The sequence below is a fragment of the Paracoccus sp. pheM1 genome (assembly GCF_018499825.1).
GTDB classification, from domain to species: domain Bacteria; phylum Pseudomonadota; class Alphaproteobacteria; order Rhodobacterales; family Rhodobacteraceae; genus Paracoccus; species Paracoccus versutus.
The window spans coordinates 506,333-530,151 of sequence record NZ_JAGXCX010000003.1; the positions used below are offsets into that span (position 1 = coordinate 506,333).

Annotated in this window: 24 protein-coding genes and 1 pseudogene; 7 read left to right on the top strand and 18 right to left on the bottom strand. The window is 69.1% G+C overall.

The window, feature by feature from the left end; all coding sequences use genetic code 11:
* Positions 1-162: 162 nt before the first annotated feature.
* The 7 genes and pseudogenes from KF941_RS25165 to KF941_RS28205 all read left to right on the top strand — a co-directional run.
* Positions 163-1,233 (top strand): HlyD family efflux transporter periplasmic adaptor subunit, encoded by a 1,071-nt coding sequence (locus KF941_RS25165; protein ID WP_036760444.1) that lies wholly within the window; start codon positions 163-165, stop codon positions 1,231-1,233.
* Entirely contained in the window at positions 1,230-3,959 is a 2,730-nt protein-coding gene (gene rbbA / locus KF941_RS25170; protein ID WP_214274926.1) for a ribosome-associated ATPase/putative transporter RbbA, read from the top strand. Before KF941_RS25165 ends, rbbA begins: the two co-directional genes overlap by 4 nt.
* Positions 3,956-5,068 carry an ABC transporter permease gene (locus tag KF941_RS25175; RefSeq protein WP_072461795.1) on the top strand — a complete coding sequence of 371 codons (1,113 nt, stop codon included), beginning with the start codon at positions 3,956-3,958 and terminating at the stop codon, positions 5,066-5,068. Before rbbA ends, KF941_RS25175 begins: the two co-directional genes overlap by 4 nt.
* 316 nt (positions 5,069-5,384) lie before the next feature.
* Positions 5,385-6,125, top strand: coding sequence for an ABC transporter ATP-binding protein (locus KF941_RS25180; protein ID WP_240540618.1), 741 nt, complete (start codon positions 5,385-5,387; stop codon positions 6,123-6,125).
* Positions 6,100-6,714 carry an energy-coupling factor transporter transmembrane component T gene (locus KF941_RS25185; protein WP_214274927.1) on the top strand — a complete coding sequence of 205 codons (615 nt, stop codon included), beginning with the start codon at positions 6,100-6,102 and terminating at the stop codon, positions 6,712-6,714. The genes KF941_RS25180 and KF941_RS25185 overlap by 26 nt, the downstream gene beginning before the upstream one ends.
* Positions 6,715-6,717: 3 nt before the next feature.
* Complete coding sequence (locus KF941_RS25190; RefSeq protein WP_214274928.1) at positions 6,718-7,293, top strand: biotin transporter BioY; 576 nt, start codon at positions 6,718-6,720, stop codon at positions 7,291-7,293.
* 85 nt (positions 7,294-7,378) lie between these two features.
* Positions 7,379-7,517, top strand: a pseudogene (locus KF941_RS28205) (aldehyde dehydrogenase family protein); the annotation flags it as partial.
* A gap of 142 nt (positions 7,518-7,659) precedes the next feature.
* Here the strand turns inward: KF941_RS28205 and napH are convergent.
* The 18 genes from napH to KF941_RS25285 all read right to left on the bottom strand — a co-directional run bounded on the left by napH (position 7,660) and on the right by KF941_RS25285 (position 23,740).
* A complete protein-coding gene (gene napH, locus KF941_RS25200) occupies positions 7,660-8,535 on the bottom strand; it encodes a quinol dehydrogenase ferredoxin subunit NapH (protein ID WP_214274929.1) in 876 nt (291 codons plus the stop codon).
* The gene (napG, locus tag KF941_RS25205; RefSeq protein ID WP_036760456.1) at positions 8,532-9,194 is read right to left on the bottom strand and encodes a ferredoxin-type protein NapG; all 663 of its coding nucleotides are present in this window, start codon (positions 9,192-9,194) and stop codon (positions 8,532-8,534) included. The genes napH and napG overlap by 4 nt, the downstream gene beginning before the upstream one ends.
* A 31-nt stretch (positions 9,195-9,225) precedes the next feature.
* Positions 9,226-10,434: a cytochrome c peroxidase gene (locus KF941_RS25210; RefSeq protein ID WP_240540619.1), complete on the bottom strand. Its 1,209-nt coding sequence runs from the start codon at positions 10,432-10,434 to the stop codon at positions 9,226-9,228.
* Between the two features lie 4 nt (positions 10,435-10,438).
* Positions 10,439-11,317 (bottom strand): methylamine utilization protein MauJ, encoded by an 879-nt coding sequence (gene mauJ / locus KF941_RS25215; RefSeq protein ID WP_214274930.1) that lies wholly within the window; start codon positions 11,315-11,317, stop codon positions 10,439-10,441.
* Between the two features lie 8 nt (positions 11,318-11,325).
* The gene (locus KF941_RS25220) at positions 11,326-11,724 is read right to left on the bottom strand and encodes an amicyanin (RefSeq protein WP_036750422.1); all 399 of its coding nucleotides are present in this window, start codon (positions 11,722-11,724) and stop codon (positions 11,326-11,328) included.
* 53 nt (positions 11,725-11,777) lie between these two features.
* Positions 11,778-12,344: a methylamine dehydrogenase (amicyanin) small subunit gene (gene mauA, locus KF941_RS25225; protein ID WP_036750427.1), complete on the bottom strand. Its 567-nt coding sequence runs from the start codon at positions 12,342-12,344 to the stop codon at positions 11,778-11,780.
* Positions 12,345-12,388: 44 nt separating this feature from the next.
* Positions 12,389-12,982 (bottom strand): methylamine dehydrogenase accessory protein MauD, encoded by a 594-nt coding sequence (gene mauD, locus KF941_RS25230; protein ID WP_072461801.1) that lies wholly within the window; start codon positions 12,980-12,982, stop codon positions 12,389-12,391.
* Between the two features lies 1 nt (position 12,983).
* Positions 12,984-13,544: a methylamine utilization protein MauE gene (locus tag KF941_RS25235; protein WP_036750432.1), complete on the bottom strand. Its 561-nt coding sequence runs from the start codon at positions 13,542-13,544 to the stop codon at positions 12,984-12,986.
* Between the two features lies 1 nt (position 13,545).
* The gene (mauB, locus tag KF941_RS25240) at positions 13,546-14,826 is read right to left on the bottom strand and encodes a methylamine dehydrogenase (amicyanin) large subunit (RefSeq protein ID WP_036750437.1); all 1,281 of its coding nucleotides are present in this window, start codon (positions 14,824-14,826) and stop codon (positions 13,546-13,548) included.
* A gap of 75 nt (positions 14,827-14,901) precedes the next feature.
* Positions 14,902-15,726, bottom strand: coding sequence for a methylamine utilization protein MauF (mauF, locus tag KF941_RS25245; RefSeq protein WP_214274931.1), 825 nt, complete (start codon positions 15,724-15,726; stop codon positions 14,902-14,904).
* A gap of 252 nt (positions 15,727-15,978) precedes the next feature.
* On the bottom strand, positions 15,979-16,827 hold the full coding sequence (locus tag KF941_RS25250) for a LysR family transcriptional regulator (protein WP_214274932.1): 849 nt from the start codon (positions 16,825-16,827) through the stop codon (positions 15,979-15,981).
* A 75-nt stretch (positions 16,828-16,902) separates the two neighbouring features.
* A complete protein-coding gene (otnC, locus tag KF941_RS25255) occupies positions 16,903-17,514 on the bottom strand; it encodes a 3-oxo-tetronate 4-phosphate decarboxylase (RefSeq protein WP_072461877.1) in 612 nt (203 codons plus the stop codon).
* Between the two features lie 26 nt (positions 17,515-17,540).
* Positions 17,541-18,797 carry a 3-oxo-tetronate kinase gene (gene otnK, locus KF941_RS25260; RefSeq protein ID WP_214274933.1) on the bottom strand — a complete coding sequence of 419 codons (1,257 nt, stop codon included), beginning with the start codon at positions 18,795-18,797 and terminating at the stop codon, positions 17,541-17,543.
* A gap of 18 nt (positions 18,798-18,815) precedes the next feature.
* Entirely contained in the window at positions 18,816-20,093 is a 1,278-nt protein-coding gene (locus KF941_RS25265) for a TRAP transporter large permease subunit (RefSeq protein ID WP_214274934.1), read from the bottom strand.
* Positions 20,090-20,617: a TRAP transporter small permease gene (locus tag KF941_RS25270; protein ID WP_114537379.1), complete on the bottom strand. Its 528-nt coding sequence runs from the start codon at positions 20,615-20,617 to the stop codon at positions 20,090-20,092. The genes KF941_RS25265 and KF941_RS25270 overlap by 4 nt, the downstream gene beginning before the upstream one ends.
* Positions 20,617-21,285: a cyclase family protein gene (locus KF941_RS25275; RefSeq protein ID WP_036750452.1), complete on the bottom strand. Its 669-nt coding sequence runs from the start codon at positions 21,283-21,285 to the stop codon at positions 20,617-20,619. The genes KF941_RS25270 and KF941_RS25275 overlap by 1 nt, the downstream gene beginning before the upstream one ends.
* 17 nt (positions 21,286-21,302) lie before the next feature.
* Complete coding sequence (locus tag KF941_RS25280) at positions 21,303-22,316, bottom strand: TRAP transporter substrate-binding protein (protein WP_214274935.1); 1,014 nt, start codon at positions 22,314-22,316, stop codon at positions 21,303-21,305.
* Positions 22,317-22,351: 35 nt separating this feature from the next.
* Positions 22,352-23,740 carry an SAF domain-containing protein gene (locus KF941_RS25285; protein ID WP_214274936.1) on the bottom strand — a complete coding sequence of 463 codons (1,389 nt, stop codon included), beginning with the start codon at positions 23,738-23,740 and terminating at the stop codon, positions 22,352-22,354.
* Positions 23,741-23,819: the final 79 nt, after the last annotated feature.

A 23,819-nucleotide genomic window follows, 5' to 3' on the forward strand; every position in this document is an offset into this window, starting at 1 on the left:
AGCCGCCCGGCAAAAGGCCCGTTCACCCCGTGGTTGCGTGTGACCCGACGACGCAAGGCGTTTTCATCAAGGAAACCGAAGGCCATGGCGGCTATGGTGGCCTCGCGCGGTGATTCGCGCCGCGGGCCTTGGCCCGGCGTCTTCTGATCGCGGAGGTCATGCATGGCGGGCAAGGCAAGATCCTGGTGGGGCGGCGCGGCAGGCGTCGCGGTTCTGGTCATCGTGGGCTGGCTGGCCTGGCAGAACAGGGCCCAGGACGGGCAGCTTGCCGGCATCGCCTCGGGCAATGGCCGGATCGAGGCGACCGAGATCGACATCTCGGCCCTGTCCGCCGGGCGCATCGCCCGCATCCAGGCGGCCGAGGGCCAGTTCGTGCGCAAGGGCGAGGTGCTGGTGCAGATGGACACCCTGCAGCTCGATGCCCAGAAACGCCAGGCCGAGGCGCAGCTGCGCCGCGCCCGCATCGGGGTCGAGACCGCGCAAAGCCTGGTGACGCAGGCCGAGGCGCAGCACAAGGCCGCCGGCGCCGCGGTCGAGCAGGCGCAGGCCGCGGCCGATGCGGCGGCGGCGCGGCTGGCGCGCACCGAAAGCCTGGCGCGCAGCAACGTCGCCTCGCAGCAGGCGCTGGACGACGTGCGCGCCTCGGGGCGCGAGACGCAGGCGGCGCTGGCCTCGGCCGAGGCGAACCTGGCCGCGGCCGAGGCGGGGATCGGCGCTGCCCGCGCCCAGGTGGTCGATGCCGAGGCGGCGGTGGACGCGGCCCAGGCCGCGATCGAAGCCATCGAGGTGCAGATCGGCGACGCCACGCTGGCATCGCCGCGCGACGGCCGGGTGCAATACCGCATCGCGCAAGAGGGCGAGATCGTCGCGGCGGGCGGGCGCATCCTGAACCTGGTCGATCTGGAGGATGTCTACATGACCTTCTTCCTGCCCACCTCGCAGGCCGGCCGGGTCGAGGTCGGGGCCGAGGCGCGGCTGGTCATGGACGCCGTCCCGCAATACGTCATCCCGGCGCGGATTTCCTATGTCGCGGACGTGGCGCAGTTCACGCCCAAGACCGTCGAGACCGCCGAGGAACGCGAAAAGCTGATGTTCCGCGTCCGCGCCCAGGTCGATCCCGAATTGCTGCGCAAATACAGCAACTACGTCAAGACCGGCCTGCCCGGCATGGCCCATGTCCGCATCGACTCCCAGGCCGGCTGGCCCGACACCCTGTCCAACCTGGTCGAATGACCGCGCAGCCCGACATCCCGCCCGTGGCCGAGGTCGCCGGCGTCTCGCTGCGCTATCGCAGCGCGGTGGCGCTCGAGGAGGTGTCGCTGGCGATCCCCGCCGGGCGCATGGTCGGGCTGATCGGGCCCGACGGCGTCGGCAAGTCCAGCCTGCTGTCGCTGATCGCCGGGGCGCGGGTGATCCAGCAAGGCAAGGTCCGCGTGCTTGGCGGCGACATGGGCAACGCGCACCAGCGCGCCCGCCTGTGCCCGCGCATCGCCTATATGCCGCAGGGGCTGGGCCGGAACCTTTATCCCACGCTGTCGGTGGCCGAGAACCTGGATTTCTTCGGCCGGCTTTTCGGCCATGGCACGGCCGAGCGCGCGCGCCGCATCGACACGCTGCTGGCCGCGACCGGCATGTCGCCGTTCCGCGACCGCCCCGCCGCCAAGCTTTCGGGCGGGATGAAGCAGAAGCTGGGCCTGTGCTGCGCGCTGATCCACGACCCGGACCTGCTGATCCTGGACGAGCCGACCACCGGCGTCGATCCGCTGTCCCGCCGCCAGTTCTGGGAACTGATCGGCCGCATCCGCCGCGACCGCCCCGGCATGAGCGTCATCACCGCCACCGCCTATATGGAGGAAGCCGCGGGCTTCGACTGGCTGGTGGCGATGGACGCGGGCCGGGTGCTGGCCACCGGCAGCCCGGCCGAACTGCTCGACCGCACCGGGGCCGAGGACCTGGACCGCGCCTTCATCGCGCTGTTGCCCGACAGCGAAAGGCGCGGGCACGAGCCGGTCGCGATCCCGCCGCGCAAGGCCCATGACGGCGAGCCCGCCATCGAGGCCCGGCACCTGACCATGCGGTTCGGCGATTTCACCGCCGTCGACAACGTCAGCTTCCGCATCGACAAGGGCGAGATCTTCGGCTTCCTCGGCTCGAACGGCTGCGGCAAGACCACGACGATGAAGATGCTGACCGGCCTCTTGCAGCCCAGCGAGGGCACGGCGCAGCTGTTCGGCGCCGAACTCGACCCCTCGGACATGGCGGTGCGCCGCCGGGTCGGCTTCATGAGCCAGTCCTTCTCGCTCTATTCCGAGCTGACGGTGCGGCAGAACCTGGACCTGCACGCGCGGCTGTTCGGCCTGGAGGCGGGCAAGGTCGCGGATCGCGTCCGACAGATGATCGAGCGCTTCGGGCTGGCGGGCGTCGCGGACGATTTGCCCGACGCCCTGCCCCTGGGCATCCGCCAGCGCCTGTCTTTGGCCGTGGCGATGATCCACGGCCCCGAGATCCTGATCCTGGACGAGCCGACCTCGGGCGTCGATCCGGTGGCGCGGGACGCCTTCTGGCGGATGCTGGGCGAGCTTTCGCGCCATGACGGTGTGACGATCTTCGTCTCGACCCATTTCATGAACGAGGCCGAGTGGTGCGACCGCATCTCGCTGATGCATGCCGGCCGGGTGCTGGTCAGCGACACGGCCGAGGCGATCAAGCGATCCAAGGGCGCCGCGACCCTGGACGACGCCTTCGTCGCCTATCTGCAAGAGGCGATCGGCGACGAGCCCGCCCCCGAGCCGCTTGCCGATGCGCCCCAGGCCCCGGCGCCGGCCGGCGGCTGGTTCAGCCTGCGGCGGATGCTCAGCTATTCCCGGCTGGAATCGCTGCAACTCCGGCGCGATCCGATCCGGCTGACCCTGGCGCTGCTGGGCAGCCTGATCCTGATGTTCGTCATCGGCTACGGCATCAACATGGATGTCGAGGATCTCAGCTTTGCCGTGCTGGACCGCGACCAGACCGCAACCTCGCGCGATTACGTGCTGGACATCGCCGGCTCGCGCTATTTCACCGAAACCGAGCCGCTTGCGGGCTACGAGGACATGGACGCCCGCATGCGCACCGGCAACCTTGCCCTGGCCATCGAGATCCCGCCCGGCTTTGCCCGCGACGTGGCACGCGGCGGCGCGGTGCAGGTCGGCGCCTGGATCGACGGCGCCAACCCGACGCGGGCCGAAACCGTGCAGGGCTATGTCCAGGGCATGCATGCCGACTGGATCATGCGCAAAACGCGCGAGGCCCAGGGCGATCAGGCGGTGCAGGGCGCCTTCGATCTGGTGACGCGCTTTCGCTACAATCCCGACGTGAAAAGCATCGTCGCCATGGTGCCGGCGGTGATCCCGCTGCTTCTGCTGCTGATCCCGGCGGTGCTGACCACGCTCAGCGTGGTGCGCGAAAAGGAACTGGGCTCGATCATCAATTTCTACGTCACCCCCGTCACCCGGCTGGAGTTCCTGATCGGCAAGCAATTGCCCTATGTGGCGCTGGCGATGCTGAACTTCGCGCTGATGACAGCTTTCGCGGTCTTCGCCTTCCGCGTGCCCTTCACCGGCAGCCTGGCGGCCTTTTCGCTGGCCGCGCTGCTTTACGTCGCCGCCACCACGGCCATGGGGCTCTTGATCTCGTCCTTCATGCGCAGCCAGGTGGCGGCGCTGTTCGCCACCGTGCTGCTGACCATGATCCCCGGCGCGCAATATTCCGGGCTCCTGGACCCGGTTTCCTCGCTGCAGGGCGTGGGCCGCGCCATCGGCGAGGTCTATCCGACCACGCATTTCATCATCGCCTCGCGCGGGGCGTTCTCGAAGGGGCTGGGCTTCGACGATCTAGGCATGGCCTTCGCCGCGCTGGCGGCGGCGGGGCCGCTGATCCTGGGGCTCAGTGCCCTGCTGCTGAGGAAACAGGCGAAATGAAGCTGCGCAACGTCTGGCACCTGGGCATCAAGGAGTTGCGCGGGCTGTGGCGCGACCCGGCCATGCTGCTCCTGATCGTCTATGCCTTCTCGCTGTCGATCTATACCGAATCCAAGGCGATGCCGGAAAGCCTGTCCAACGCCGCCATCGCCGTGGTGGACGAGGACCGCTCGGCGCTGTCCGAGCGCATCGTCGGCGCCTTCACCCCGCCCTATTTCGGCACGCCGCGGCTGATCACCACCACCGAGATGGACCGCCGCATGGACGAGGGGCTGGACACTTTCGCGCTGGACATCCCGCCCGATTTCCAGCGCGACCTGCTGGCCGGCCGCCACCCGGCGATCCAGCTGAACGTGGACGCCACCCGGATGAGCCAGGCGTTCACCGGCAGCGGCTATGTCCAGCAGATCGTCGGCGCCGAGGTGTCGGAATTCCTTGCCGGCCACCGCGAGGACACCGCCCTGCCGGTCGAGCTGGCGCTGCGGGCGCGCTACAACCCGGCGCTGGACGCCGGCTGGTTCGGGGCGATCAACAGCGTGATCGACGCCGTGACCATGCTGTCCATCATCCTGACCGGCGCCGCGCTGATCCGCGAAAAGGAACATGGCACGGTCGAGCACCTGCTGGTCATGCCGGTGACGGCGGCCGAGATCATGCTGTCCAAGATCTGGACCATGGGGCTGGTCGTGCTGCTGGCCTCGGGCTTTGCGATCACCGTGGTGGTGCAGATGGCCCTGCAGGTGCCGGTGGCGGGATCGGTGCCGCTGTTCATCGCGGCGGCGGCCTTGATGCTGTTCGCGACCACCTCGATGGGCATCTTCCTGGCCACCGTGGCGGGGTCGATGCCGCAATTCGGCTTGCTCCTGATGCTGGTGCTGTTCCCGCTGCAGGTGCTTTCGGGCGGCATGACCCCGCGCGAAAGCATGCCCGACGTCATCCAGGCGCTGATGTCGCTGGCGCCGAACACGCATTTCGTGATCCTGTCGCAGGGGGTGCTGTTCCGGGGCGCGGGGCTGGGTGTGGTCTGGCCGCAGCTCCTGGCGCTGGCGCTGATCGGCGCGGTGCTGTTCTGGCTGGCGCTGCGCCAGTTCCGCCGCTTCCTGGCCTGACCCCGGACCGAGAGAAGCCGGACCCGAAGGCCCGGCAGTCGATACCACGTCAAACCACCACAACTTGACTGATTAATCAATTAACATACGGGCCGATTCGTTTAAATGCTTTTCTGGCGGATTCCCGCCCTGGCGCCCTGCCCTGCCGCCGAAAATCCTTGGCCGAGGCCCGTGCAGGGCGGCAAGCAGGGCCATTGCTCCACCCTGCCGCGCTGGCCTATTGCTTTCGCGGCAAAGACCGGCACAAGCGGGGCCATCGGGCTTGCACCCGCCTGCACCCCCGCCGGGAAAGGCGGCCAGAAAAAGGAGACTGCGCTTGCACGGCTGCGAGACGGCCCCATTCACCATCCGGCTCGACGACCTGGGCTATGAGGTCGCGGGGCGCCCGGTGCTGGCCGGCATCACGCTGCAATCCTCGGCCCGGCGCATCGGCGTGGTGGGCCGGAACGGCTCGGGCAAAAGCACCCTGGCGCGGCTGCTGGCCGGGCTGATCGCGCCGACCAGCGGCCAGGTCCGCATCGGCGGCCACGACGTGTTCCGCGACCGCCGCGCGGCGCTGGAAACCGTGGGCATCCTGTTCCAGAACCCCGAGCACCAGATCATCTTCCCCCGCGTCGCCGAGGAAATCGCTTTCGGCCTGCGCCAGCAGGGGCTGGACAAGGCGCAGGCCGCCGCGCGGGTCGAGGCGGTGCTGCGCTCCTTCGACAAGCCGCATTGGAAGGACGCGCCGATCTCGGCCCTGTCGCAGGGCCAGAAGCACCTGGTCTGCATGATGGCGGTCCTGGCCATGCGGCCGCAGCTGCTGATCCTGGACGAACCCTATGCCGGGCTCGACATCCCCACCCGGCGGCAGTTGGCCCGCTATCTGCACCGGGCAGGGACGCGGCTGCTGCACATCTCGCACGAGCCCTCCGACCTCGAAACCTGCGACGAGCTGTTCTGGCTGGACCGCGGCCGCATCGTGGCGCAAGGCGCGCCGGCCCTGCTGCTGCCCGATTTCACCGCCGAGATGATCCGGCTGGGAGAGCTTGATGATATCGCTGACCTCGCCGGTTGAGACCCGCGCCCATCGCTGGCCGGCGGGGCTGAAGCTGGGCGGGCTGTGCCTGGTCTCAACCGCGCTGTTCCTGGTCGGCGACATCGCCATCCATGCGGCGGCGCTGGGTGCGGTGCTGGCGCTTTACGCCGCGCCGGGGCCGGTCTTCCTGCGCGCGGGGCTGCGCAGCCTGCGGGTGGTGCTGCCCTTCGTCGCCGTCCTGCTGGGCTGGCACGCGATCGCCGGCGACATGCGCATGGGCCTGCTCGTCACCCTGCGCATGGTCACGCTGGTGGCGCTGGCCAACCTGGTGACGATGACCACGGGGCTCGAGGATCTGGTCGACCTGATCCGCCGCCTGACCGCGCCGCTGCGCCGGCTGGGCCTGCCCACGCAGCTGCTGGAGATCGCCATCCCGCTGGTCATCCGCTTCACCCCGGTCCTGGTCGCCCGCGCCGAGACCCTGGCCGAGGCATGGCGCGCCCGGTCCCGCCGCCCCGGCTGGCGGCTGATCCTGCCGCTGACCCTGCAGGCACTGGACGACGCCGATCATGTCGGCGAAGCTTTGCGCGCGCGAGGCGGCCCCCTTGGACCGCATGGACAGGAGTAGACCATGGAACGCAATATCGCCCAGATCGCCCTTTTCGCCGCGATGATCGCGGCGCTGGGGCTGGTGCCGCAGATCACCCTTGGCTTCGGCGTGCCGATCACGGCGCAGACGCTGGGCGTCATGCTGGCCGGCGCGGTGCTTGGCGCGCGGCGGGGCGCCGCGGCGGCGGGGCTGTTCCTGCTGCTGGTGGCGCTTGGCCTGCCGCTGCTGGCGGGCGGCCGCGGCGGGCTTGGCGCCTTCGTCGCGCCGACGGCGGGCTTCGCGCTCGGCTTTCCGGTCGCGGCCTTCGCCACCGGGCTTTTCGTCGAGCATGTGCGGCTGCGCTCGGCCGGGCTGGCGGCCGGGCTGGGTGCGGTCTTCGGCGGGATCGTGGTCCTTTACGTCTTCGGCGCGACGGGGCTTGCCATCGTGGCAAGGAAAAGCCTGCTCGAGGCCTTCACCCTGGTCGCGGTCTTCATCCCCGGCGATTTGCTGAAGGCGGCGATCACCGGCATGCTGGTGCAGGCGCTGGCACGTCTGCGGCCGCAGACGCTGGCCTGGCACCGCCAGGCGGCCGGCACCGGCGACCTGCGCTTGTAGCCCGCCCCTGCCCGGTCAGGGCGCGGGAAAGGGACACGGCCCTGCTGCGAAAGGATGAAAATCCCGCGCCGATTGCTGTTCTCGCAACTCGGGCGCCATCTCGAACGAGGTCGCGCCTTTCGGCGGGGTGCAGGCCTCGGGGCTGGGGCGCGAAGGCGCGAAATACGGGCTCGAGGAATATCTGGATCAAATCCCTCAACCTCGGCCCTCTAGCAGGCTGCTGAAAAAGGATTTTGAGAGGGCGACGCAGCGGAAATCGTTCTCGATCCAGCTGATATCGGCCCGAAAATGGGGTGTTTTCGGCAAATTTTAGGCGGATTTCCCGGTTCCCCGCCCGCGCTGTCCTGTCGCAAGGACTTTAGCCTGCTAGGCTTGCCCGCCGCGGCCCGCGGATCGGTTCCAGCGGGTCGAGACTCGGAACACATCCACCGGGCAGGCGTCGATGCAGCCGCCGCAGTTCTGGCAATCGCCCGACAGGATGACCGGGCTCTCATTGCCCTTCAGCGCGGGGACGATGACATGCGGCTCGGGGCAGATGGTGAAGCAGGCGCCGCAATCGGTGCAGGCATCGCGGTTCGCGGCGGACACCCGGACCACCGCGCCCTTGCCGACCAGGCCATAGAAGGCGCCGACCGGGCACAGGTGGCTGCACCAGGCGCGGCGCGACACGAACAGGTCCAGCAGGAACACCGCCAGGATGATGGCCCAGCCGAAACCGATGCCGCTGATGAAGGCGCGTTGCAGCAGGCTGACCGGGTTCACGAACTCCCAGGCGATGGTGCCGGTCAGGACGGATGCGACCAGCGTCGAGCCCAGGATCGCCAGCCGCGTGCGCCGGTCCAGCTTGCGGTCGCGGGTCAGGCCGGTCTTTTCGCGCAGCCAATGCGCGGCATCGGTCACGACGTTCACCGGGCACACCCAGCCGCAATAGACCCGGCCGCCGACGACCAGGTAGAACAGCAGCACGATCAGCGCGCCGCCCGCCACCGGCAGCGCCGGAACGCTGCCGCCGACCAGCGATTGCACCACGATATAGGGATCGCCCAGCGTGACGACCCCGCCGATCTCGCTGGCGGCGAAATTGCCGCGCGCGATCCAGATCCCCGCCATCGGCCCCAGCACGAACAGCCCCAGCACCGACAGCTGGCTGATCCGCCGCAAGAACCACCATTTATGCGCCCGCAGCAGGCCATGGGCCTGCACCCCCGGCCTGCGGCTGTCCGAGATCCACCAGCCGATCATGTCGCCCGCCCCGCCCGGTTGCGCCCCTGCCCGCCCAGGCCCAGGTCGCGCGGCAGCACCCGGATCGAGGCATGGCCGGTCACGCAATGCTTCTCGCAGGTGCCGCAGCCGGTGCAATGGTCGGAATGGACGGTGGGGATCATGATGGCGCGGCCGTTCGCCTCGCCCGGCTCGAGCGTGATCGCGTCGCCGCGGATCGGGCAGACGCGGACGCAGATGCTGCAATTCATGCCCTTGTAGTTCAGGCAGTCCTCGTGCCCGACCAGCACGGCCACGCCCATCTCGGCGTCGCGGATGGCGATGGTGCTGTCCAGCGCCCCGGTCGGGCAGGCCCGCGCGCAGGGCACGTCGCGGCACATGTAGCAGGGCACCTCGCGCGGGGTGAAGAAGGGCGTGCCGACGGGCGGCTCCTGCCCCCATTCCGCCAGCGACAGCGTGCCGTAGGGACAGGCCTGGACGCACAGCCCGCAGCGCACGCAGGCGGACAGGAAATCGGCCTCGGGCTGGGCGCCGGGCGGGCGCATGGCGCGCGCATCGGCCTTGGCCGTGGACTGGATCAGCGCCGCCAGGGAAAACCCGCCCAGGCAGACCGCTCCGGTCATGCGGGCCGCCTCGGCCAGGGCGGTGCGACGATTCATCTTGCGTTTGCTGGATGCCATCTGCGTCCCCCCTCCTTCGGGAGCGTGGTCGTCACCGGGCTGCGACGGCCTCCTGTGCTGCGCGTTTGCGTTCGGCCAGAAGCGGCTCGTATCGGCGGTCGGTCAGGGTCTCGAGGAAAGCCACCAGCGCATCGACGCGCTCGTCGTCCAGCATCAGCCCCGATTGCAATTCGGCCAGCGACAGGTTCTCGGCCACCTCGGGATCGCCCCAGTCCTGGCCGGTCTCGGGGTTGATCCGCGACGCCGGGCGCCGGCTGGTGTATTTATTGTAGAACAGGATGGCGGTGCGCAGGTCCTCGAACACGCCATTATGCATGTAGGGCCCGGTCACGGCCACGTTGCGCAGGGTCGGCACCTTGATGCGGCCCGCCTGCGCCGGATCGTCGATGCCCGGCCGCTGCAGCAGCCCCAGGTCCACATGGTCGGGCCCCAGCCCGTTGATCGCCCGGACGGCATGGTTCACCGGCACGCCGATATTGTGGTATTCGAAGCTGGTGAAGGTCTCGCGCTCGGTGATGCCCTGCTGGCGCAGCTGGTGGCACAGCCGGCAGTTCCAGGTGATGAAGACGGTATGGCCGAACTGCTCCTGCGCGGTCAGCTCGGCCTCGCCGCGCAGGTAGCGGTCATAGCGCGAATCGAAGGGCGCGAACTCCTCGGTCGACTGATAGGCGGCCAGGGCCTCGGCGGCATGGTCGAAGGCGCGTTCGACATCGTCGAGCGCGCCCTTCCCGAACAGCGTCGCAAAGCCCTGCGCATAATCGGCATTCCCGCGCAGCCGCTCGACCACGGTGGCGCGGTCGGGCATCGCCATCTCGACCGGGTTCAGCATCGGCTGGCCGGCCTGGTCGCGCAGGTTGTCGGCCCGCCCGTCCCAGAACTGCCCGCCCTTGTAATTGCCCTTGGCGTCGCGGTGGAAATCCGGGCTGAGAGAGGCATAGGACAGCGTCGGCGTGTTCCGGTCGCCATGCGAGGCGCCGTCGTCGCCGATCGACACCGCCCGGCCCGCCAGGCTTTCGCGCGGATCGGTAAAAGCGTGGTCGGGATCGTGGCAGGTCGCGCAGGATTGCGTGCCGTCGCGCGACAGGGCGGGGTCGTGAAACAGCGCCCGCCCCAGATCGGCCAGCCGCCGGTCATGACGCTGCGCATCACCGCCTTGCTCGGCCGCGGTGCCCAGCATCCCCCCCGTCACCACCATGAAGGCCGAGGACAGCAGCAGCAGGATCCGCGACGGTCCCCGCATCGCCCTAGGCCCCCGCCGCCATTGCCGGGGCCGGCGCATCCCGGTGTCGCGCGGCAAGCTCGGCCTGGATCAGGCGATGCGCGACCAGGTCGGCCAGGTTCGCCAGCAGCGACAGCCGCTTCTGCCCGGCCAGGTCGTCCAGCACCGGCAGCAGCACCCCGTCGCGGCCGACCAGCCGGTCATGCTCGGGACGCAAGAGCGCGATCAGATCGGCCAGCGCAATGCCCATCAGCGGGTCCGGCAGCACGATGGCGCCCGAATGGATCAGCATGTCCTGGGTGATGCTCAGCGTGGCGGCGCCCGATCCGGCCATGGCCGGATGGCCGACCGCCGCCGACAGCACGGCAAAGGCGGCCAGCAGCCGGCTGGCGGGGTCGGGGGCGTTCCTGGCGCGCTGGAACAGCTCGACCACCGGCGCCAGGTCGCGGTCCACCGGCGCCAGGGCGAAATCCAGGCTCATCGCGCTTGGCCGAAAGGGCGTGCTGCGCCAGCGGGCGCGATGCGTCATGTCGGCCACCCGCCAGCCGGCGATGGCCATGCCGCGCCCGACCCTGGCCAGCCAGGCCAGCAGGCGCGGCTGCAGGTCGGCATGGGCAAGCTCCAGCGCCTCGGTGGCCGAACGCGCGGGCAGGCGATAGATCACCTCGGCCAGCTTGCCGGCCTCGTTCGGGCAGATGCTGAAACTCGCCCCCGCCGGCGCCGCAGGCAGTTCCGGCAGGCCGTCCTCGGCCGCCAGGTCCAGTTCCCAGGCCTGCGTGACCGGGTTGCGCAGGAAGAACCCCACCAGGAACTGGCGCGGCTGCCCGTCGGCCCGCGACAGGCGCAGCGTTTCCCGGTCGGTTTCGCCCTTCAGCGAGGCGCGCAGGTCATAGGGAATCCACATGGCGGCACCTATTCGACGATGACCTTGCCCCGCATGAAGGGATGGGGCGTGCAGAAATAGTCGTAGCTTCCCGCCTCGTTGAAGGTGATCGCATAGGCCTGGTCCTTGGTCATCATCTCGCCGCGGAACGCGTCCTCGCCCACGATGCCCTTCTTGAAGGCGACGTTGTGGGGCATCACCTCGCCGTTGACCCAATAGACGGTCTCGCCCGCCTTGATGGTCACTTCCGGGGTCAGGTATTTCATCTTCTCGATGCCGACGACGACGGCATCGGCGGGCACATCGGCGGCCGCGACCGGCTTTTCGCTGGTGACGGTGATCTTGTCCTGTGCCCATGCTCCGGTCGCGCCGATGGCGAAAAGGGCGATGGCCGCGATGGCCGGCCGAAGCGTCTTTGCAGAAATCATGGAAACCTCCTGAAGGGATGGGACCGGGCGGGCCGACCGCCCGGCCGGGATCGTCAGCTTGCCTTGCCGACGATGGGAGAGATCGTGCAGTGATAGGTCATCGCGTCATCCTCGGCGCCGAAGCACCAGATGATGTCGTTGGCGAATTCCGGGCGATAGACCGGCAGCTCGCCTTCCGTGTTCAGGCAGGGGCAGCGGCCCGAGACGTTGTAGCCGCAGCAGTCGCGATAGGCGATCAGGTAGCTTTGCCCGTCGGTCGGGTTGTAGCAGCTTGCCACCCAGGACGCCGTCGCCAGCTTGGTCCCCGGCGGGCAGTTGGTCAGCGACCCGCCCGAGCAGTCGCAGATGTTGCCGTCGATGGAACAGTGCCGCCAGTAGTCGCAGGCCTGGATGTCGTTGTCCTGCGGCTGCCACTTGGCGCGCGGATCGACGCCTTCCGCGGGGCCGGCGGCATTGGCGCGGCTGACGCGGCCGCGCCGGTCCACCGGCAGCAGCGGCACCAGCGCCGCCCCCGCCAGCACCGTGCCCAGGCGGCCGATGGCGCCGCGGCGGCTGGTGCGGCCCGCCACCCGGCGGGACAGTTTCTCGACCATGTCGTCAAATCTGAAATTCCCCAGCATCGTTTATCCTCCCTCTGCTTGGGACCAAGGTGGAAACGGCCGGGTCAGGCCGCGTTCTTCTTGCGGCTGGCCATGAACTGCTGGAGCGAGGCGAAGCCGGTCTTGTCCGCCTCCAGCAGGCTTTCCAGGTGTTCGCGGGTGTTGGTCAGGCCCTTGGCGCGGATCACGCCCTCGCCGTCCACCAGCACGCCATAGGGGATCTTGCCGACCTGGAAGGCCATGCCGATCTCGGCCGAGACGACATAGCGGATCTGGCCCAGCTCGTGGTTCTTGAGGAAGCGGGCGTGTTCCTCGGGCGCGCCGTCGCTGATCATCACCACGCCGATCTTCTCGGCCCTGGCGATGGACTTGATGATCGGGAACAGCTTGTCGCAGACCGGGCAGGTGGGCGCGGTGAACATCAGCAGCGTCGGCCGCTCGGACGCGCCGCCGATATGGACCGACCGGCCGAAATAGTCGGGCAGGTCGAACTCGGGCGCCTTGTCGCCGATGTCGGGGCCGTGGTCGGTGATCATCGCGCCCATGGGCGAGGAGCGCTCGTGCAGCAGGCCCACCTGCCGCATCAGGCCCAGCATGACCACCGTCACGCCCAGGAAGGCGATCCACAGAAGGATGTTGGAAGCAATCAGGAACGTCATGTCAGCGACCTTTCACGGAAGCGGTTGAGGGGTGCCGGGCGGGCAATCCGCCCAGCATCGAGGCGCTGAAATACAGAAGGAACAGGACCGACCCGGCCAGCATTCCCGTCGCCAGGTCGGCCGTCCCGCCCGGCCGCGCGGCGGGCAGCAGGGCGGCCGCGCCCAGCGCCATCGCCGTCAGCACGGCGTTGCGCGCGACCATGGCCCAGCTGATCCGCTGCTTCATGCCGTTGCGAAAGCAGCCGCAGTCGATCTGCGTGCGCCCGCGCAGCACGTTGACCGCGATGGCCAGGCCAAAGACGCCCAGCAGCGCGGCGGCGGCCAGCGCGGCGGGCGCGGCCAGCGCCGGGATCATGAGCCCGGCGGCGACGGCCAGCTCCGCCACCGGCAGCACCATCGCCACCGCCCGGCTGGCCATGTCGGGCAGCAGGCGGAAGTTGCGGACCACACCGTGGAACTCTTCCATCCCGGTCAGCTTGGACAGGGCGGCGGTGGCGAACAGCGCCGCCAGGAAGCTCCGCAACGCCCAATGGATCAGCGGTTCCTGCAAGACCTGCTGCATGTCACGAATCCATGTCATGGGTGGTGATGATCTGCGGGCCGCGGCCAAGCTGGTCGACGCTGCGCAGTTCCTCGCCGGTCGCCGCGTCGTAGATGTGCAGCGTCTGAGTGCCCGCCGACAGCGCGTAAAGCAGGGGCTCCGCATCCTGGCTGACGTTGATCGAGTCGATCTCGTGGCCCAGCTCGATCTTGTTGATCCGCTCGCCGGTCTCGGCGTTCAGCACCACGACGAAGCGGCTGGCAGCCTTGTGCTTCCACTCGTCGCGCTGGTCCACCAGCAGGTAGATGCGGTCCGACTGGCGGTGATAGGCGGTCTGCTGCCAGCCGCCGGGCCGCCAGTCGTCGGCGCGCTCCGCCTCGGTCAGGGCCTCGATCGGCGCGCGGAAGGTGGCGCCCTCGGCGGTCAGGTCGGCCTGGAAGATCTTGCCGGTATAGGTCGGCCAGACCAGCCTGCCCGAGCGCAGCGAGAAGGCGGGATGGTTGATCAGCAACTCGTCCTCGGTATGGAAAACCTCGGTGTTCGTCACCTTGGTCTCGCCATCGGCGAAATCCACGCGGGCCAGGCTGCCGTCCCGGCAGTTCATGTAGAAGACCGTCGGCGATGCCGGGAAGATGTGATAGCAGTCCGGCACGTCCAGCATGCGGTCGAACGTCTTGCCCTCCAGGTCGACCACGCCGACCGCCGGCGCGGGCGAGAACTGGTAGAACAGCAGGTTCTTGTTGTCCGGCGTCAGCGCGTTCATCCATTGGTAGGTGCCCACCAGGAAGCGCGGCGCGTCGGGCAGCTCGATGTCGGCGATGGGCAGGAAGGTGACAGGATCGAACACCTCGACGTAATCGGTGCGCTTGCCGCGCGCGATGCGCTCGAAGACGGTGCTGGCCTGGGCGAAGAACGAGCCGTCCTCGGCCGCGACCGGATGCGGCAGGAAGCCGCCGTCGGTCATGCCCAGGATCCGCCCGGTCGAGCCGTCGATGACGAATTGCTGGGTGATGGCGGCGAAATGCGCCGGATCCTGGATATAGACCCGCCTCGCATCCGGCGCCGGGGCCTCCAGGATCACCGGCTCGTCCGCCTCGCCCGCGGCAAGGGCGGCCGCGGCTTCGGCGGCACCGCGCTGACCCTCGGTCTGGCCGGCGGCATCGGCAGCGGCGGTTTCGGCCGGCGCCTCCGGCTCGGCCGGTTCGGTCTGGGCCTGGGCCGCGCCCAGGGCCAGCGCCGAACAGGCCAGCGTCGCGCCGATCAGCGTCAGGTATCTGGGGGTCGATTCTCGTGCAGAAGCCATCGTTTCCTCCCTTGGATGGCGCCCGGACCGTGGCGACGGCGCGCGGGCAAAAGCGTGCAGGAATGGGGATTGGGATCAGGCCAGCGCCAGCATGGCGAAGGCCGCGCCGACCGCCGTCAGGATCGCGCCATCGGCGATGGCGGCGCGTTCCTGGTTCCGGCCCAGCCAGGACTGGATCTGGTAATCCGTGACCGGCAGCAGGTTCACCGCGACCGGCAGGTAGCGGCCCAGGTTGAAGATCGCGATCAGCGCCACGGCCTCGGCGACATTGCCCGACAGGACGGCGGCGGCCGTCACCAGATACAGCAGCGGCGTCTGGACATAGGTCAGGTAGTCCAGCCCCAGCGACAGGCCGTAAAGCCCGCCCACGACCCATTTCGGAAAGCGCTGCCGCGCGTCATGGGGCACTTGCGCCCGGCGCTGCGGATAGGGCACGCGCAGGAAATCCAGCTGGTGCGCGCCATAGGCCAGGCCGATCACGGCCAGCAGCCCCAGCCCGAAGCTGGTGGCGAAGCCGGAAAGGCCCGCGATCGCCCCGATGGCGCCCAGCAGGGTGCCCAGGATCAGCGCCCCCAGGGCATAGCCCAGCCCATGGGTCGCAAAGGTCGGCAGCCAGTCCAGCACCGCCCGCGCCCCCTTGCCCGTCGGGCGCAGCAACGAGATCGACGAATAGCCGCAGGGCGACCAGGTCGACAGCAGCCCGCCCGCAAAGGCGGCCAGCCCCAGCACCGGCGCGACATGCGCCGCGTCCATGGCCAGGGCGGCGGCGCCCCCGCCGGCGGCGCTGGCCGCCAGGATCAGCGCGCGGGTCCAGGTCGAAAACCGGCCGGGAAAGGCGACGCAATCCGCGACGCCATCGGTCCGGCCAGCCGCCATATCAAAATTGTCCAAGCTCGCCACCTTGCGCCTCCTCTCGCATGGTTCCGGTGCCCGAGATGTGGCTGAAGCGTTCACGGCTTCCGGGCGACTCTCGGCAAGCCGGACTGTGCGGCGATTAGTCTCAGGGCTGAAATATCTATTCTTGCAGCCCCCGGTTGCATTTCTGCACGGCTTGGTGCCGCGGCATTCATCGCATTGAAAACAAACGGTTTAACCCCCTCGCCGCCACCCCGGCGAGGGCTTGAAAAAGCCATTCCTTCGTATGAGGCGGGTTCAGGGGCTGCGCGCGGCGAACAGGCTGACGCACCAGTCCGACAGCTGTTTTGCGTGGTGATCGTCGCGCAGATGCGGCTGCGACAGCAGCCAGACATCGCGCGAAACCTGCAGCGGCGTCCTGACCACCGGGGCCTCGGCCGGGATCTCGTCGGCCAGGAAATCCGGCAGCACGCCGACCGCCAGCCCGTCCTCCAGAAGCCGGCGCATCACCTTCAGGTCGCTGGTCTCCAGCAGCACTGGCCCCAGGCCCTCCTGCGCCAGCAGCGCCTGCATCTCCGGCGTCCCGGCCAAAGCCTCGGGATAGACCGCGATCCTGCTTGCGCCGCTGCCCGCAGGCCGGATCAGCCAGAAGTTCAGCGTGCCGATCTTGCGCATCAGGAAGGCGCCCTGCCGCGGCCGCCCCAGCCGGATCGCCAGATCGGCTTCCCAGCGGGACATGTCCACGTTGCTGTCCGAGGTCTCCAGCGCCAGCGACAGGTCCGGCAGGACGGCGAACAGATCGCCCAGCCGGGGCGCCAGCAGGTATTCCGCGATGGCGGAAATCGTCGTCAGCCGCAGCTTGCGGCTGGCATGGTCGCGCGTCCCCAGCATCCGCGCGATGTCCGCGGCCGCATTGGCCATCATGTCGAGATTGCCGACCACGGCCCGGCAGGCGGCGGTCGGGCGGCGCTCGCCGTTCACGGCGTCGAACAGGCTGGTGCCCAGCTCGTCCTCCAGCCGCAGCACCCGTCTGCTGATGGTGGTTTCGTTCAGCTGCAGGCTGCGCGCGGCGCGCGAGAACGAGCCGGTCCTGCACACCGCCTGGACGATCCGAAGATCGTCCCAATTCAGACCCGATACCGCCATCCGTCCGTCCCATCCCTGCCCCACCGGGCCGGCGCGGATCCTATCCCCGGCAGACGCGGGGGCAAACAGGCAAAATCAGCCCCCGGCCAGCCGGTCGGCCTCGGCCCGGCTCAGCGGGCGGACGGCGCGGCCGTGCAGCATCAGGTGCAGCTTGGCCGTCTCTTCCAGCTCTTCCATCGCATATTGCGCATCCAGCAGCGAGCGGCCGGCGACGACCGGCCCGTGATTGGCCAGCAGCACGGCATGGACGCGGCGGGCCTCCTGCTTCACGGCAAGGGCCAGGGCTTCGTCCCCCGGCGCGTAATAGGGCACCAGCGGCAGCCGCCCGACGCGCATGGCGTAATAGGCGGTCAGCGGCGGCAGCGCGTCCTCGGGATCGGTATCCGCCAGGATGCTGACCGCGACGGCATGGGTCGAATGCAGATGCACGACCGCATTGGCCCCCAACCGCTCGCAATACATGCAGCGGTGCAGGAACGCCTCCTTGGTGGGCCTGTCGCCTGCGACATGGGTGCCGTCGGCGTCGAACAGCGACAGCCGCCCCGGATCAAGCGTGCCAAGCGAGGCGTTGGTGGGCGTCATCAGCAGCCGCCCGTCCCCCAGCCGCGCGCTGATATTGCCGGTCGAACCCGCGGTCAGCCCGCGGTCGAACAGCGACTTGCCCACGGCGCAGATCGAATCCCGCATCCGGGTTTCTTCGGAAATCACCGCCGTCACCGGATTTGCCCCCAAGCCTTGGTAAAGAAATCGTCGCTGCCGAAATTGCCCGACTTGAGCGCCAGGCACAGGGCGTCCGGCCCTTGGGTCAGCACCCAGGGCACGCCGGGATCGATCTCGGGCCCGATGGCGACGGTGGTGGCCCCCAGCGCCTGCACCACCGCGCCCGAGGTCTCGCCCCCCGCCACGATGAAGCGGCGATAGCCCCTTTGCCGCAGCGCCTGCGCGATCGCGGCCAGGAAGCGCTCGACGATCTCGCCGGCCTCGCCCTGCCCCAGCCGCTCCTGCGCGGCCCTGACCTCGTCGGGATCGGCCGAGGAATACAGAAGCGGCGGATAGGCGTCGCCGGCATGCGCCGCGATGAAGTCCAGCGCCTGCGCGGCGGTCTGGCGGCCCTCGACGATGGCCAGCGGATCGACCTTCAGCGCGGCCACGCCGCGCGCCTCGGCATCCGCGACCTGCCGCCGCGTCGCGGCCGAGCAGGAGCCGGCAAGGAAGATCCCGGCGCCCTCGGGTGCGGCAAAGGCCGCCTCCGCCTGCACCGCCGGCAGGAGGCCGCTGGCGTGGAAGTTCTGCGGCAAGCCCCGCGCCAGGGCCGAGCCGCCCGTCACCAGCCGCATGTCGGCAAGCGCGGCGCCGATCACCCGCAGATCCTCGTCGGTGATCGCGTCCACGACGGCGATCCCCCCCTGCGCGGCCAGGGCTTCGCGCAGCGGCCCCACGCCCTGGTGGACGGCTTCCAGCGGCACCAGGCCGACGGGCCGCGCGGTCTGGCGGCCCAGCACCCGCACCAGGTTGCTGTCGCGCATCGGCGTCAGCGGGTGGTCCTTCATCGGGCTTTCCGACAGCGGCACGTCGCCGACGAACAGATGGCCCTTGTAAAGGGTGCGGGCGTTTTCCGGGAAGGCCGGGCAGGCGACGCTGCGGCTTTCCCCCAGCAGGTCCAGCAGCGCGTCGATCACCGGGCCGATATTGCCCCGGTCGGTGGAATCGAAGGTCGAGCAATATTTGAAGTAAAGCTGCGCCGCCCCCCGCTCGACCAGGATCCGCGCGGCGGCAAGCGATTGCGCGACCGCCTCGGCGGCGGGAATGGTCCGCGACTTCAGCGCCACGACCACCGCATCGGCATTGCCGAAATCGGCGTCCGGGGCCGGCACGCCCACCACCTGCAAGGTCTTCATCCCGTTGCGCGACAGGGTCAGGGCAAGGTCGGTGGCCCCGGTCAGGTCATCGGCGATAGCGCCCAGAAGCATCTTTCTCTCCTTGCCGGATCAATAGAACCACGCGAGCGGCTCGGTAATCAGCTGCGGGAACAGGATCAGCAGGACCAGCAGCACGGTTTCCGCGATCAGGAACGGCATCACCCCCCGCACCGCATCGACATATTTGATGCGCGCCACGGCGCAGACGACGTTCAGCACGGTGCCGACCGGCGGCGTGATCAGGCCGATGGCCGAGTTCATGATCAGCATCACCCCGAAATAGACCGGGTCGATGCCGGCCGCCTTGATGATCGGCAGCAGCACGGGCGTCAGGATCAGGATGGTCGGGATGAAGTCCAGCGCCGTGCCGACGATCACCACGATCAGCATGATCAGCGCCATCAGCAGCAGCGGGTTGTCCTGCAATCCGCCCAGCCAGCCGCCCAGCAGCATCGGGATATTGGCGATGGCGATCAGATAGGCGGTGATGGCGGCCGCGGCGCACAGCAGCATGACGGCGGCCGTGGTATGGATCGCGCCCACCATGCAGCCGTAAAGCTGGCGCAGGCTCAGCTCGCGATAGACGAACAGCCCGACGAGGATCGAATAGACGCAGGCGACGACGCCCGCCTCCGTCGGCGTGAACACGCCGGCCTTCAGCCCGACGACGATGATGACCGGCAGCACGAAGGCCAGCGCGGCATCGCCCGCGGCCTTGGCGACCTCGCCCAGCGAGGCGCGCGGCATGGTGGCGACGGCGTCCCGGCGGCTGACGAACCACCAGGTCACGGCCAGCACCAGCGCCATCATCACCCCCGGCGCGATCCCGGCGATGAACAGCTTGGTGATCGAGACGCTGCCGGCGACGCCGAAGACGATATAGCCGATCGAGGGCGGCAGCACCGGCGCGATGATCCCGCCCGAGGCGATCAGCCCCGAGGATGCGTTGATGTCGTAGCCCGCCTTGCGCATGATCGGGATCAGCATGCCCGCCAGAACCGCCGTATCGGCGATGGCCGAGCCCGACAGGCTGGCCAGAAGCAGCGCCGTGACGATGGTCACGTAGCCCAGGCCGCCCCGCACATGCCCGACCAGCGTCAGCCCGAAGGCGACCAGCCGGCGCGAGATGCCGCCCGCGTTCATGGCCTCGCCCGCCATGAGGAAGAAGGGGATCGCCAGCAGCGGAAAGCTGTCGGCGCCATTGGTCATCTGCAACGCGATGAGCTGCCAGTCCAGCGCGTCCAGGTACCACATCATCGCCACGCCGCTGATGACGAGGCCGAAGGCGATGGGCACGCCGATGGCCAGCACGGCCAGCAAAGAAACGACAAAGACGATCAGGATCATGCGGTGTGCCCCTCTTCGTGGTCGGGCTCGGGCGCGCCAAGCAGCGCGGCGATCAGGTCCACGCAGGCGACCAGCCCGATGCCGACGCCGCCCACGAAGGGCGCAAGATAGTTCAGCGCCGTGGGCAGGCCGGAAACCGGCGCGATATTGCCAAGATTGGCGACGGTCTGCTGCCATGCCCCCACCGACAGCACGATGCAGCACAGCACGATGACGACATCGGTCAGCACCCTGCAGACCCGGCGCGCGCGCGGCGAAAGGCTTGCGGTCAGCAGGTCCACCCCCAGGTGCCCGTTGCGGCGGGCGACGCAGACCGCCCCGACGAAGGCGATCCAGATGAAGATCATCCGCGACAGCTCGTCGGTGGCCGAGACGCCGCTGTCGAACAGGTAGCGCAGCACCACATTGGCAAAGACCAGCACGATCAGCACGGCGAAGATGGCGACCAGCAGCGCATCGACGGCGCGAAAGCCCAGGTCGGCCAGGCGCGACAGGCGCGCCGCGAAAACCTTGCCCGATGCCATCAGAGCAGCCCCTCGATCGCATAGGCGCGCGCGGGGGCGCCGTCGGCATTCTCGATCTTCAGCGGCGCGGCGCTCAGCAGCACCCGGCTTGCGCTCAGCGCGGCGGTGTTCGCGATGTATTCGATCAGCGTCACCCCCTGGCGCAGCAGCACGTCATGGGTCACATGCTCCTCGTCCGGCACCGCGATGCCGTCCAGCAGCAGCCGGATCGGATAGTCCTGCGGGAAATCCACCGCCAGGGCGCGGGGTCGCAGCGCCGCGATCCATTCGGCGGCGGCGCGGTTCAGCCAGGGCGCCTCGGTCCAGAAGGCGCGGGTGCCCGCGTCCCGCTTCAGATCCCATTGCGTCGCCAGCAGCAGGATGTCGCCCTCGGCGCCGCCGGGATCGGCCGCCGCCAGCCGGGCGGGCGTGATCTCTTCGTCGGGGCCGACGTCGGATAGGTCGAAGACGCGGGCCGGGCCCACCACCTGCTCAAGGGGCGTGGCCTCGATGGTGGGGGCTCCCGCGATGAAATGGGCCTGCGCATCGACATGCGTGAACCCGTGGCAGGTGGTCGAAAGCCGAGTCACCCTGAACTGGTCCCCAGCCGACTTGTCGCCCTTGACGCTGATCTGGGGTTGCCAGCGGAAATGCTCCCTGACCGGCATGCTGAGATCTACGATGCGCATGGCTTTCCCCCGGATGCTCAGGCGGCCAGGGCCGCGATGCGGCCGGGCAGTTCGGCGCCGAACTTCTCGACGAACTCGGCCAGGACGGTATCCGCGACGATGGCGCGGAACGCCTCGCGGTCGATGTCCTCGACCGCCTCCATGCCGTGATCCTTCAGCGCGGCCAGCGAGGTCGCCTCGCGGTCGGCGTTCATCTGGCGCTGCTTCCTCGCCCCTTCGCGGGCGGTTTCCAGCAGGACCGTCTGATGCTCGGGCGCAAGCTTGTCGAAGGTCGCCTTGGTCATCACCAGCGGCGACGAGGTGAAGGCGTGCTGGGTCAGCGAGATATGCTGCTGCACCTCGTAGAAGTTCGAGTTCAGGATCAGCGTCGTCGGGTTTTCCTGCCCGTCGATGGAACGCATCTCCAGCGCGGTGAACAGCTCGGTAAAGGCCATCGGCGTCGGCACGGCGCCCAGCAGCTCGAAGGCGCGGATATGGGCCTGGTTCGGCGTGGTCCGCAGCTTCAGCCCCTTCAGGTCTTCGGGCAGGTGGACGGGGCGGCGGCTGTTGGTCACGTTCCGCCAGCCGGTTTCCCAGGTCGCCAGCGCCTTCAGGTCCGAGGCTTCCAGCCCCGCGCGCAGCTCGTCCCCCAGCTCCCCGTCCAGGACCGCGGCCACGTGATCGCGGTCCTTGAACAGATAGGGCAGGTCCAGCACGTTCAGCTGCGGCGCAAGGCCGGTGAAAAAGGGATTGCCGGTGATCATCATGTCGATCGAGCCGCCGCGCACGGCGTTGATCATCGTCTGGTCGCTGCCCAGGATGCCGTTCGCAAACACCTCGATGGTGATCGCGCCGCCGGTCTTATCCTTGACGGTCTCGGCCATCCACAGGGCGACCTCCTGCCAGCTGTCGCTGTCGGGATGGGGGTGGCCGAAGCGCAGCTTCACCGACGAGGCCGCGCGCGCGGTCCAGGGCATGGGAAACGACAGGGCGGCGCCGGCGGCGACGACGCCCGCGCCTTTCAGCAGGCTGCGGCGGGTGGTGATGGTCATGGCTTTCTCTCCTCCTTGAACTTTTTCAGACGCGCTCAGCGTCGATGGAAATGGCCGTCCTGGATGGCGCGCAGCGCCATCAGCTCGGAATTCGTCCGATGGTCCAGATCGCCCATGCGGATATAGCTGCCCGCGGCAACCGGCCGGCGCAGCCGCTGGTTCGAAGCCAGATAGAAGGGCGCGGGGCTTTCGTCGCTCAGCGCGGATGCGGGTATCAGATGCGCATCCACCCCGTCGATGGAATGATGGTGGCCGCCCATGGCCAGCACCTCGCCCGCCGCCAGGTCGCGGTTGGCGAAAGCCACCAGGTCGACGTGATGCGCGGGCTCGACCCCGCCGGTGCCGCGGCCGATCAGCCCCGCCTCCAGGATGCTAGTGGCGGCTTCCAGGCCCAGCAGGTGGCGCGGGTTGAAGATCATCGCCACGTCGCCGGTGCGCGCCACGACATGGCCCTTTTCCTTCAGCATGTCCCAGGTTTCGGCGTCGTTGCAGCGCAGGATGACGAAGACGCCGCCTGCAAAGCTGACCTCGCCGGGCGCGCGCAGGCAATGGAACACGTCCAGCTTTCCGGTCGCGCCCATCACCCCGCCCTTCGCCCGCTCGCACAGGATGCTGGGCACCTCGGTGATCCGGGCGATGGGGGCGTGGAGTGCCGGCGCATCGACGCCGTAGCCGGTGGCGTTGGCCACGACCGACAGCTCGCACAGGTCGGGCACCGCGCGCTGCGGCAGCATCGCGGCGGCGGCGGCGCGGCCGGCCACCACCTCGGCCACGTCGCGCAGGCCGAGCTCGCTCCAGCGGCCGAACTCCGGCGCCTCGACGGTGCGGCCGTTGCTGGCCAGCGTCCCGGCGGCGGCATCGTAGACGAAATCGTATTCGCTCGACTTGCCGGCCGCGACGATCTCGAAGCCCAACGTCTCGGCCCATGTGATCAGGTCGATCAGCAGGCTGGGCTGGTCGCCGTCCACCGGCGTGACCACGCAGCCCTTGCGCTCGGCCAGCGCCGCCAGGCCGGGGCCGACGACGCTGTCGACCTCTTTCGACACCAGGGCGACATGGCGGCCCGCCTCGATGGCCAGCCGGGCATGGCGCGCGCCCGCCTCGGGGTGGCCGGTCGCCTCGACAAAGACCTCCAGCGGCAGGTCCAGCAGATGCGCCACGTCCTCGGCGGCGATATAGTCGCCGGCCTGCCAGGCGGCGCCCGCCTCCTCGGCCGAGGCGCAGATGCGGATCTTCCCGGCCGGGATACCCACGGCCCGCATCGCCTCGGCCACGCGCTGCGCGCTGGTATCGACGCCGACGCGCACGTTCATCATCGGGACGCGCAGGCCCTGGGCCAGAAAGCTGCGGCCGAAACCGCCGGTGCCGATCACGCAGGTCTCGACCGGCTGCCGGTCCGTCCGAAAGTGAAGATGATAGTTCATGCCGCGCCTGGTCCTGTTTGCCTTGCGGAGGCCGGACGGCAAGCAGGGACCGCCCCCGGAATTGCATTCCGGGCGCACG

Coding starts and splice junctions, on each gene's coding strand:
- KF941_RS25165 (WP_036760444.1), top strand. CDS start 163: ATGGCGGGCAAGGCAAGATCCTGGTGGGGCGGCGCGGCAGGCGTCGCG.
- rbbA (WP_214274926.1), top strand. CDS start 1,230: ATGACCGCGCAGCCCGACATCCCGCCCGTGGCCGAGGTCGCCGGCGTC.
- KF941_RS25175 (WP_072461795.1), top strand. CDS start 3,956: ATGAAGCTGCGCAACGTCTGGCACCTGGGCATCAAGGAGTTGCGCGGG.
- KF941_RS25185 (WP_214274927.1), top strand. CDS start 6,100: ATGATATCGCTGACCTCGCCGGTTGAGACCCGCGCCCATCGCTGGCCG.
- KF941_RS25190 (WP_214274928.1), top strand. CDS start 6,718: ATGGAACGCAATATCGCCCAGATCGCCCTTTTCGCCGCGATGATCGCG.
- napH (WP_214274929.1), bottom strand. CDS start 8,535: ATGATCGGCTGGTGGATCTCGGACAGCCGCAGGCCGGGGGTGCAGGCC.
- napG (WP_036760456.1), bottom strand. CDS start 9,194: ATGGCATCCAGCAAACGCAAGATGAATCGTCGCACCGCCCTGGCCGAG.
- KF941_RS25210 (WP_240540619.1), bottom strand. CDS start 10,434: ATGCGGGGACCGTCGCGGATCCTGCTGCTGCTGTCCTCGGCCTTCATG.
- mauJ (WP_214274930.1), bottom strand. CDS start 11,317: ATGTGGATTCCCTATGACCTGCGCGCCTCGCTGAAGGGCGAAACCGAC.
- KF941_RS25220 (WP_036750422.1), bottom strand. CDS start 11,724: ATGATTTCTGCAAAGACGCTTCGGCCGGCCATCGCGGCCATCGCCCTT.
- mauA (WP_036750427.1), bottom strand. CDS start 12,344: ATGCTGGGGAATTTCAGATTTGACGACATGGTCGAGAAACTGTCCCGC.
- mauD (WP_072461801.1), bottom strand. CDS start 12,982: ATGACGTTCCTGATTGCTTCCAACATCCTTCTGTGGATCGCCTTCCTG.
- KF941_RS25235 (WP_036750432.1), bottom strand. CDS start 13,544: ATGCAGCAGGTCTTGCAGGAACCGCTGATCCATTGGGCGTTGCGGAGC.
- mauB (WP_036750437.1), bottom strand. CDS start 14,826: ATGGCTTCTGCACGAGAATCGACCCCCAGATACCTGACGCTGATCGGC.
- KF941_RS25250 (WP_214274932.1), bottom strand. CDS start 16,827: ATGGCGGTATCGGGTCTGAATTGGGACGATCTTCGGATCGTCCAGGCG.
- otnC (WP_072461877.1), bottom strand. CDS start 17,514: ATGCGGGATTCGATCTGCGCCGTGGGCAAGTCGCTGTTCGACCGCGGG.
- otnK (WP_214274933.1), bottom strand. CDS start 18,797: ATGCTTCTGGGCGCTATCGCCGATGACCTGACCGGGGCCACCGACCTT.
- KF941_RS25265 (WP_214274934.1), bottom strand. CDS start 20,093: ATGATCCTGATCGTCTTTGTCGTTTCTTTGCTGGCCGTGCTGGCCATC.
- KF941_RS25270 (WP_114537379.1), bottom strand. CDS start 20,617: ATGGCATCGGGCAAGGTTTTCGCGGCGCGCCTGTCGCGCCTGGCCGAC.
- KF941_RS25275 (WP_036750452.1), bottom strand. CDS start 21,285: ATGCGCATCGTAGATCTCAGCATGCCGGTCAGGGAGCATTTCCGCTGG.
- KF941_RS25280 (WP_214274935.1), bottom strand. CDS start 22,316: ATGACCATCACCACCCGCCGCAGCCTGCTGAAAGGCGCGGGCGTCGTC.
- KF941_RS25285 (WP_214274936.1), bottom strand. CDS start 23,740: ATGAACTATCATCTTCACTTTCGGACGGACCGGCAGCCGGTCGAGACC.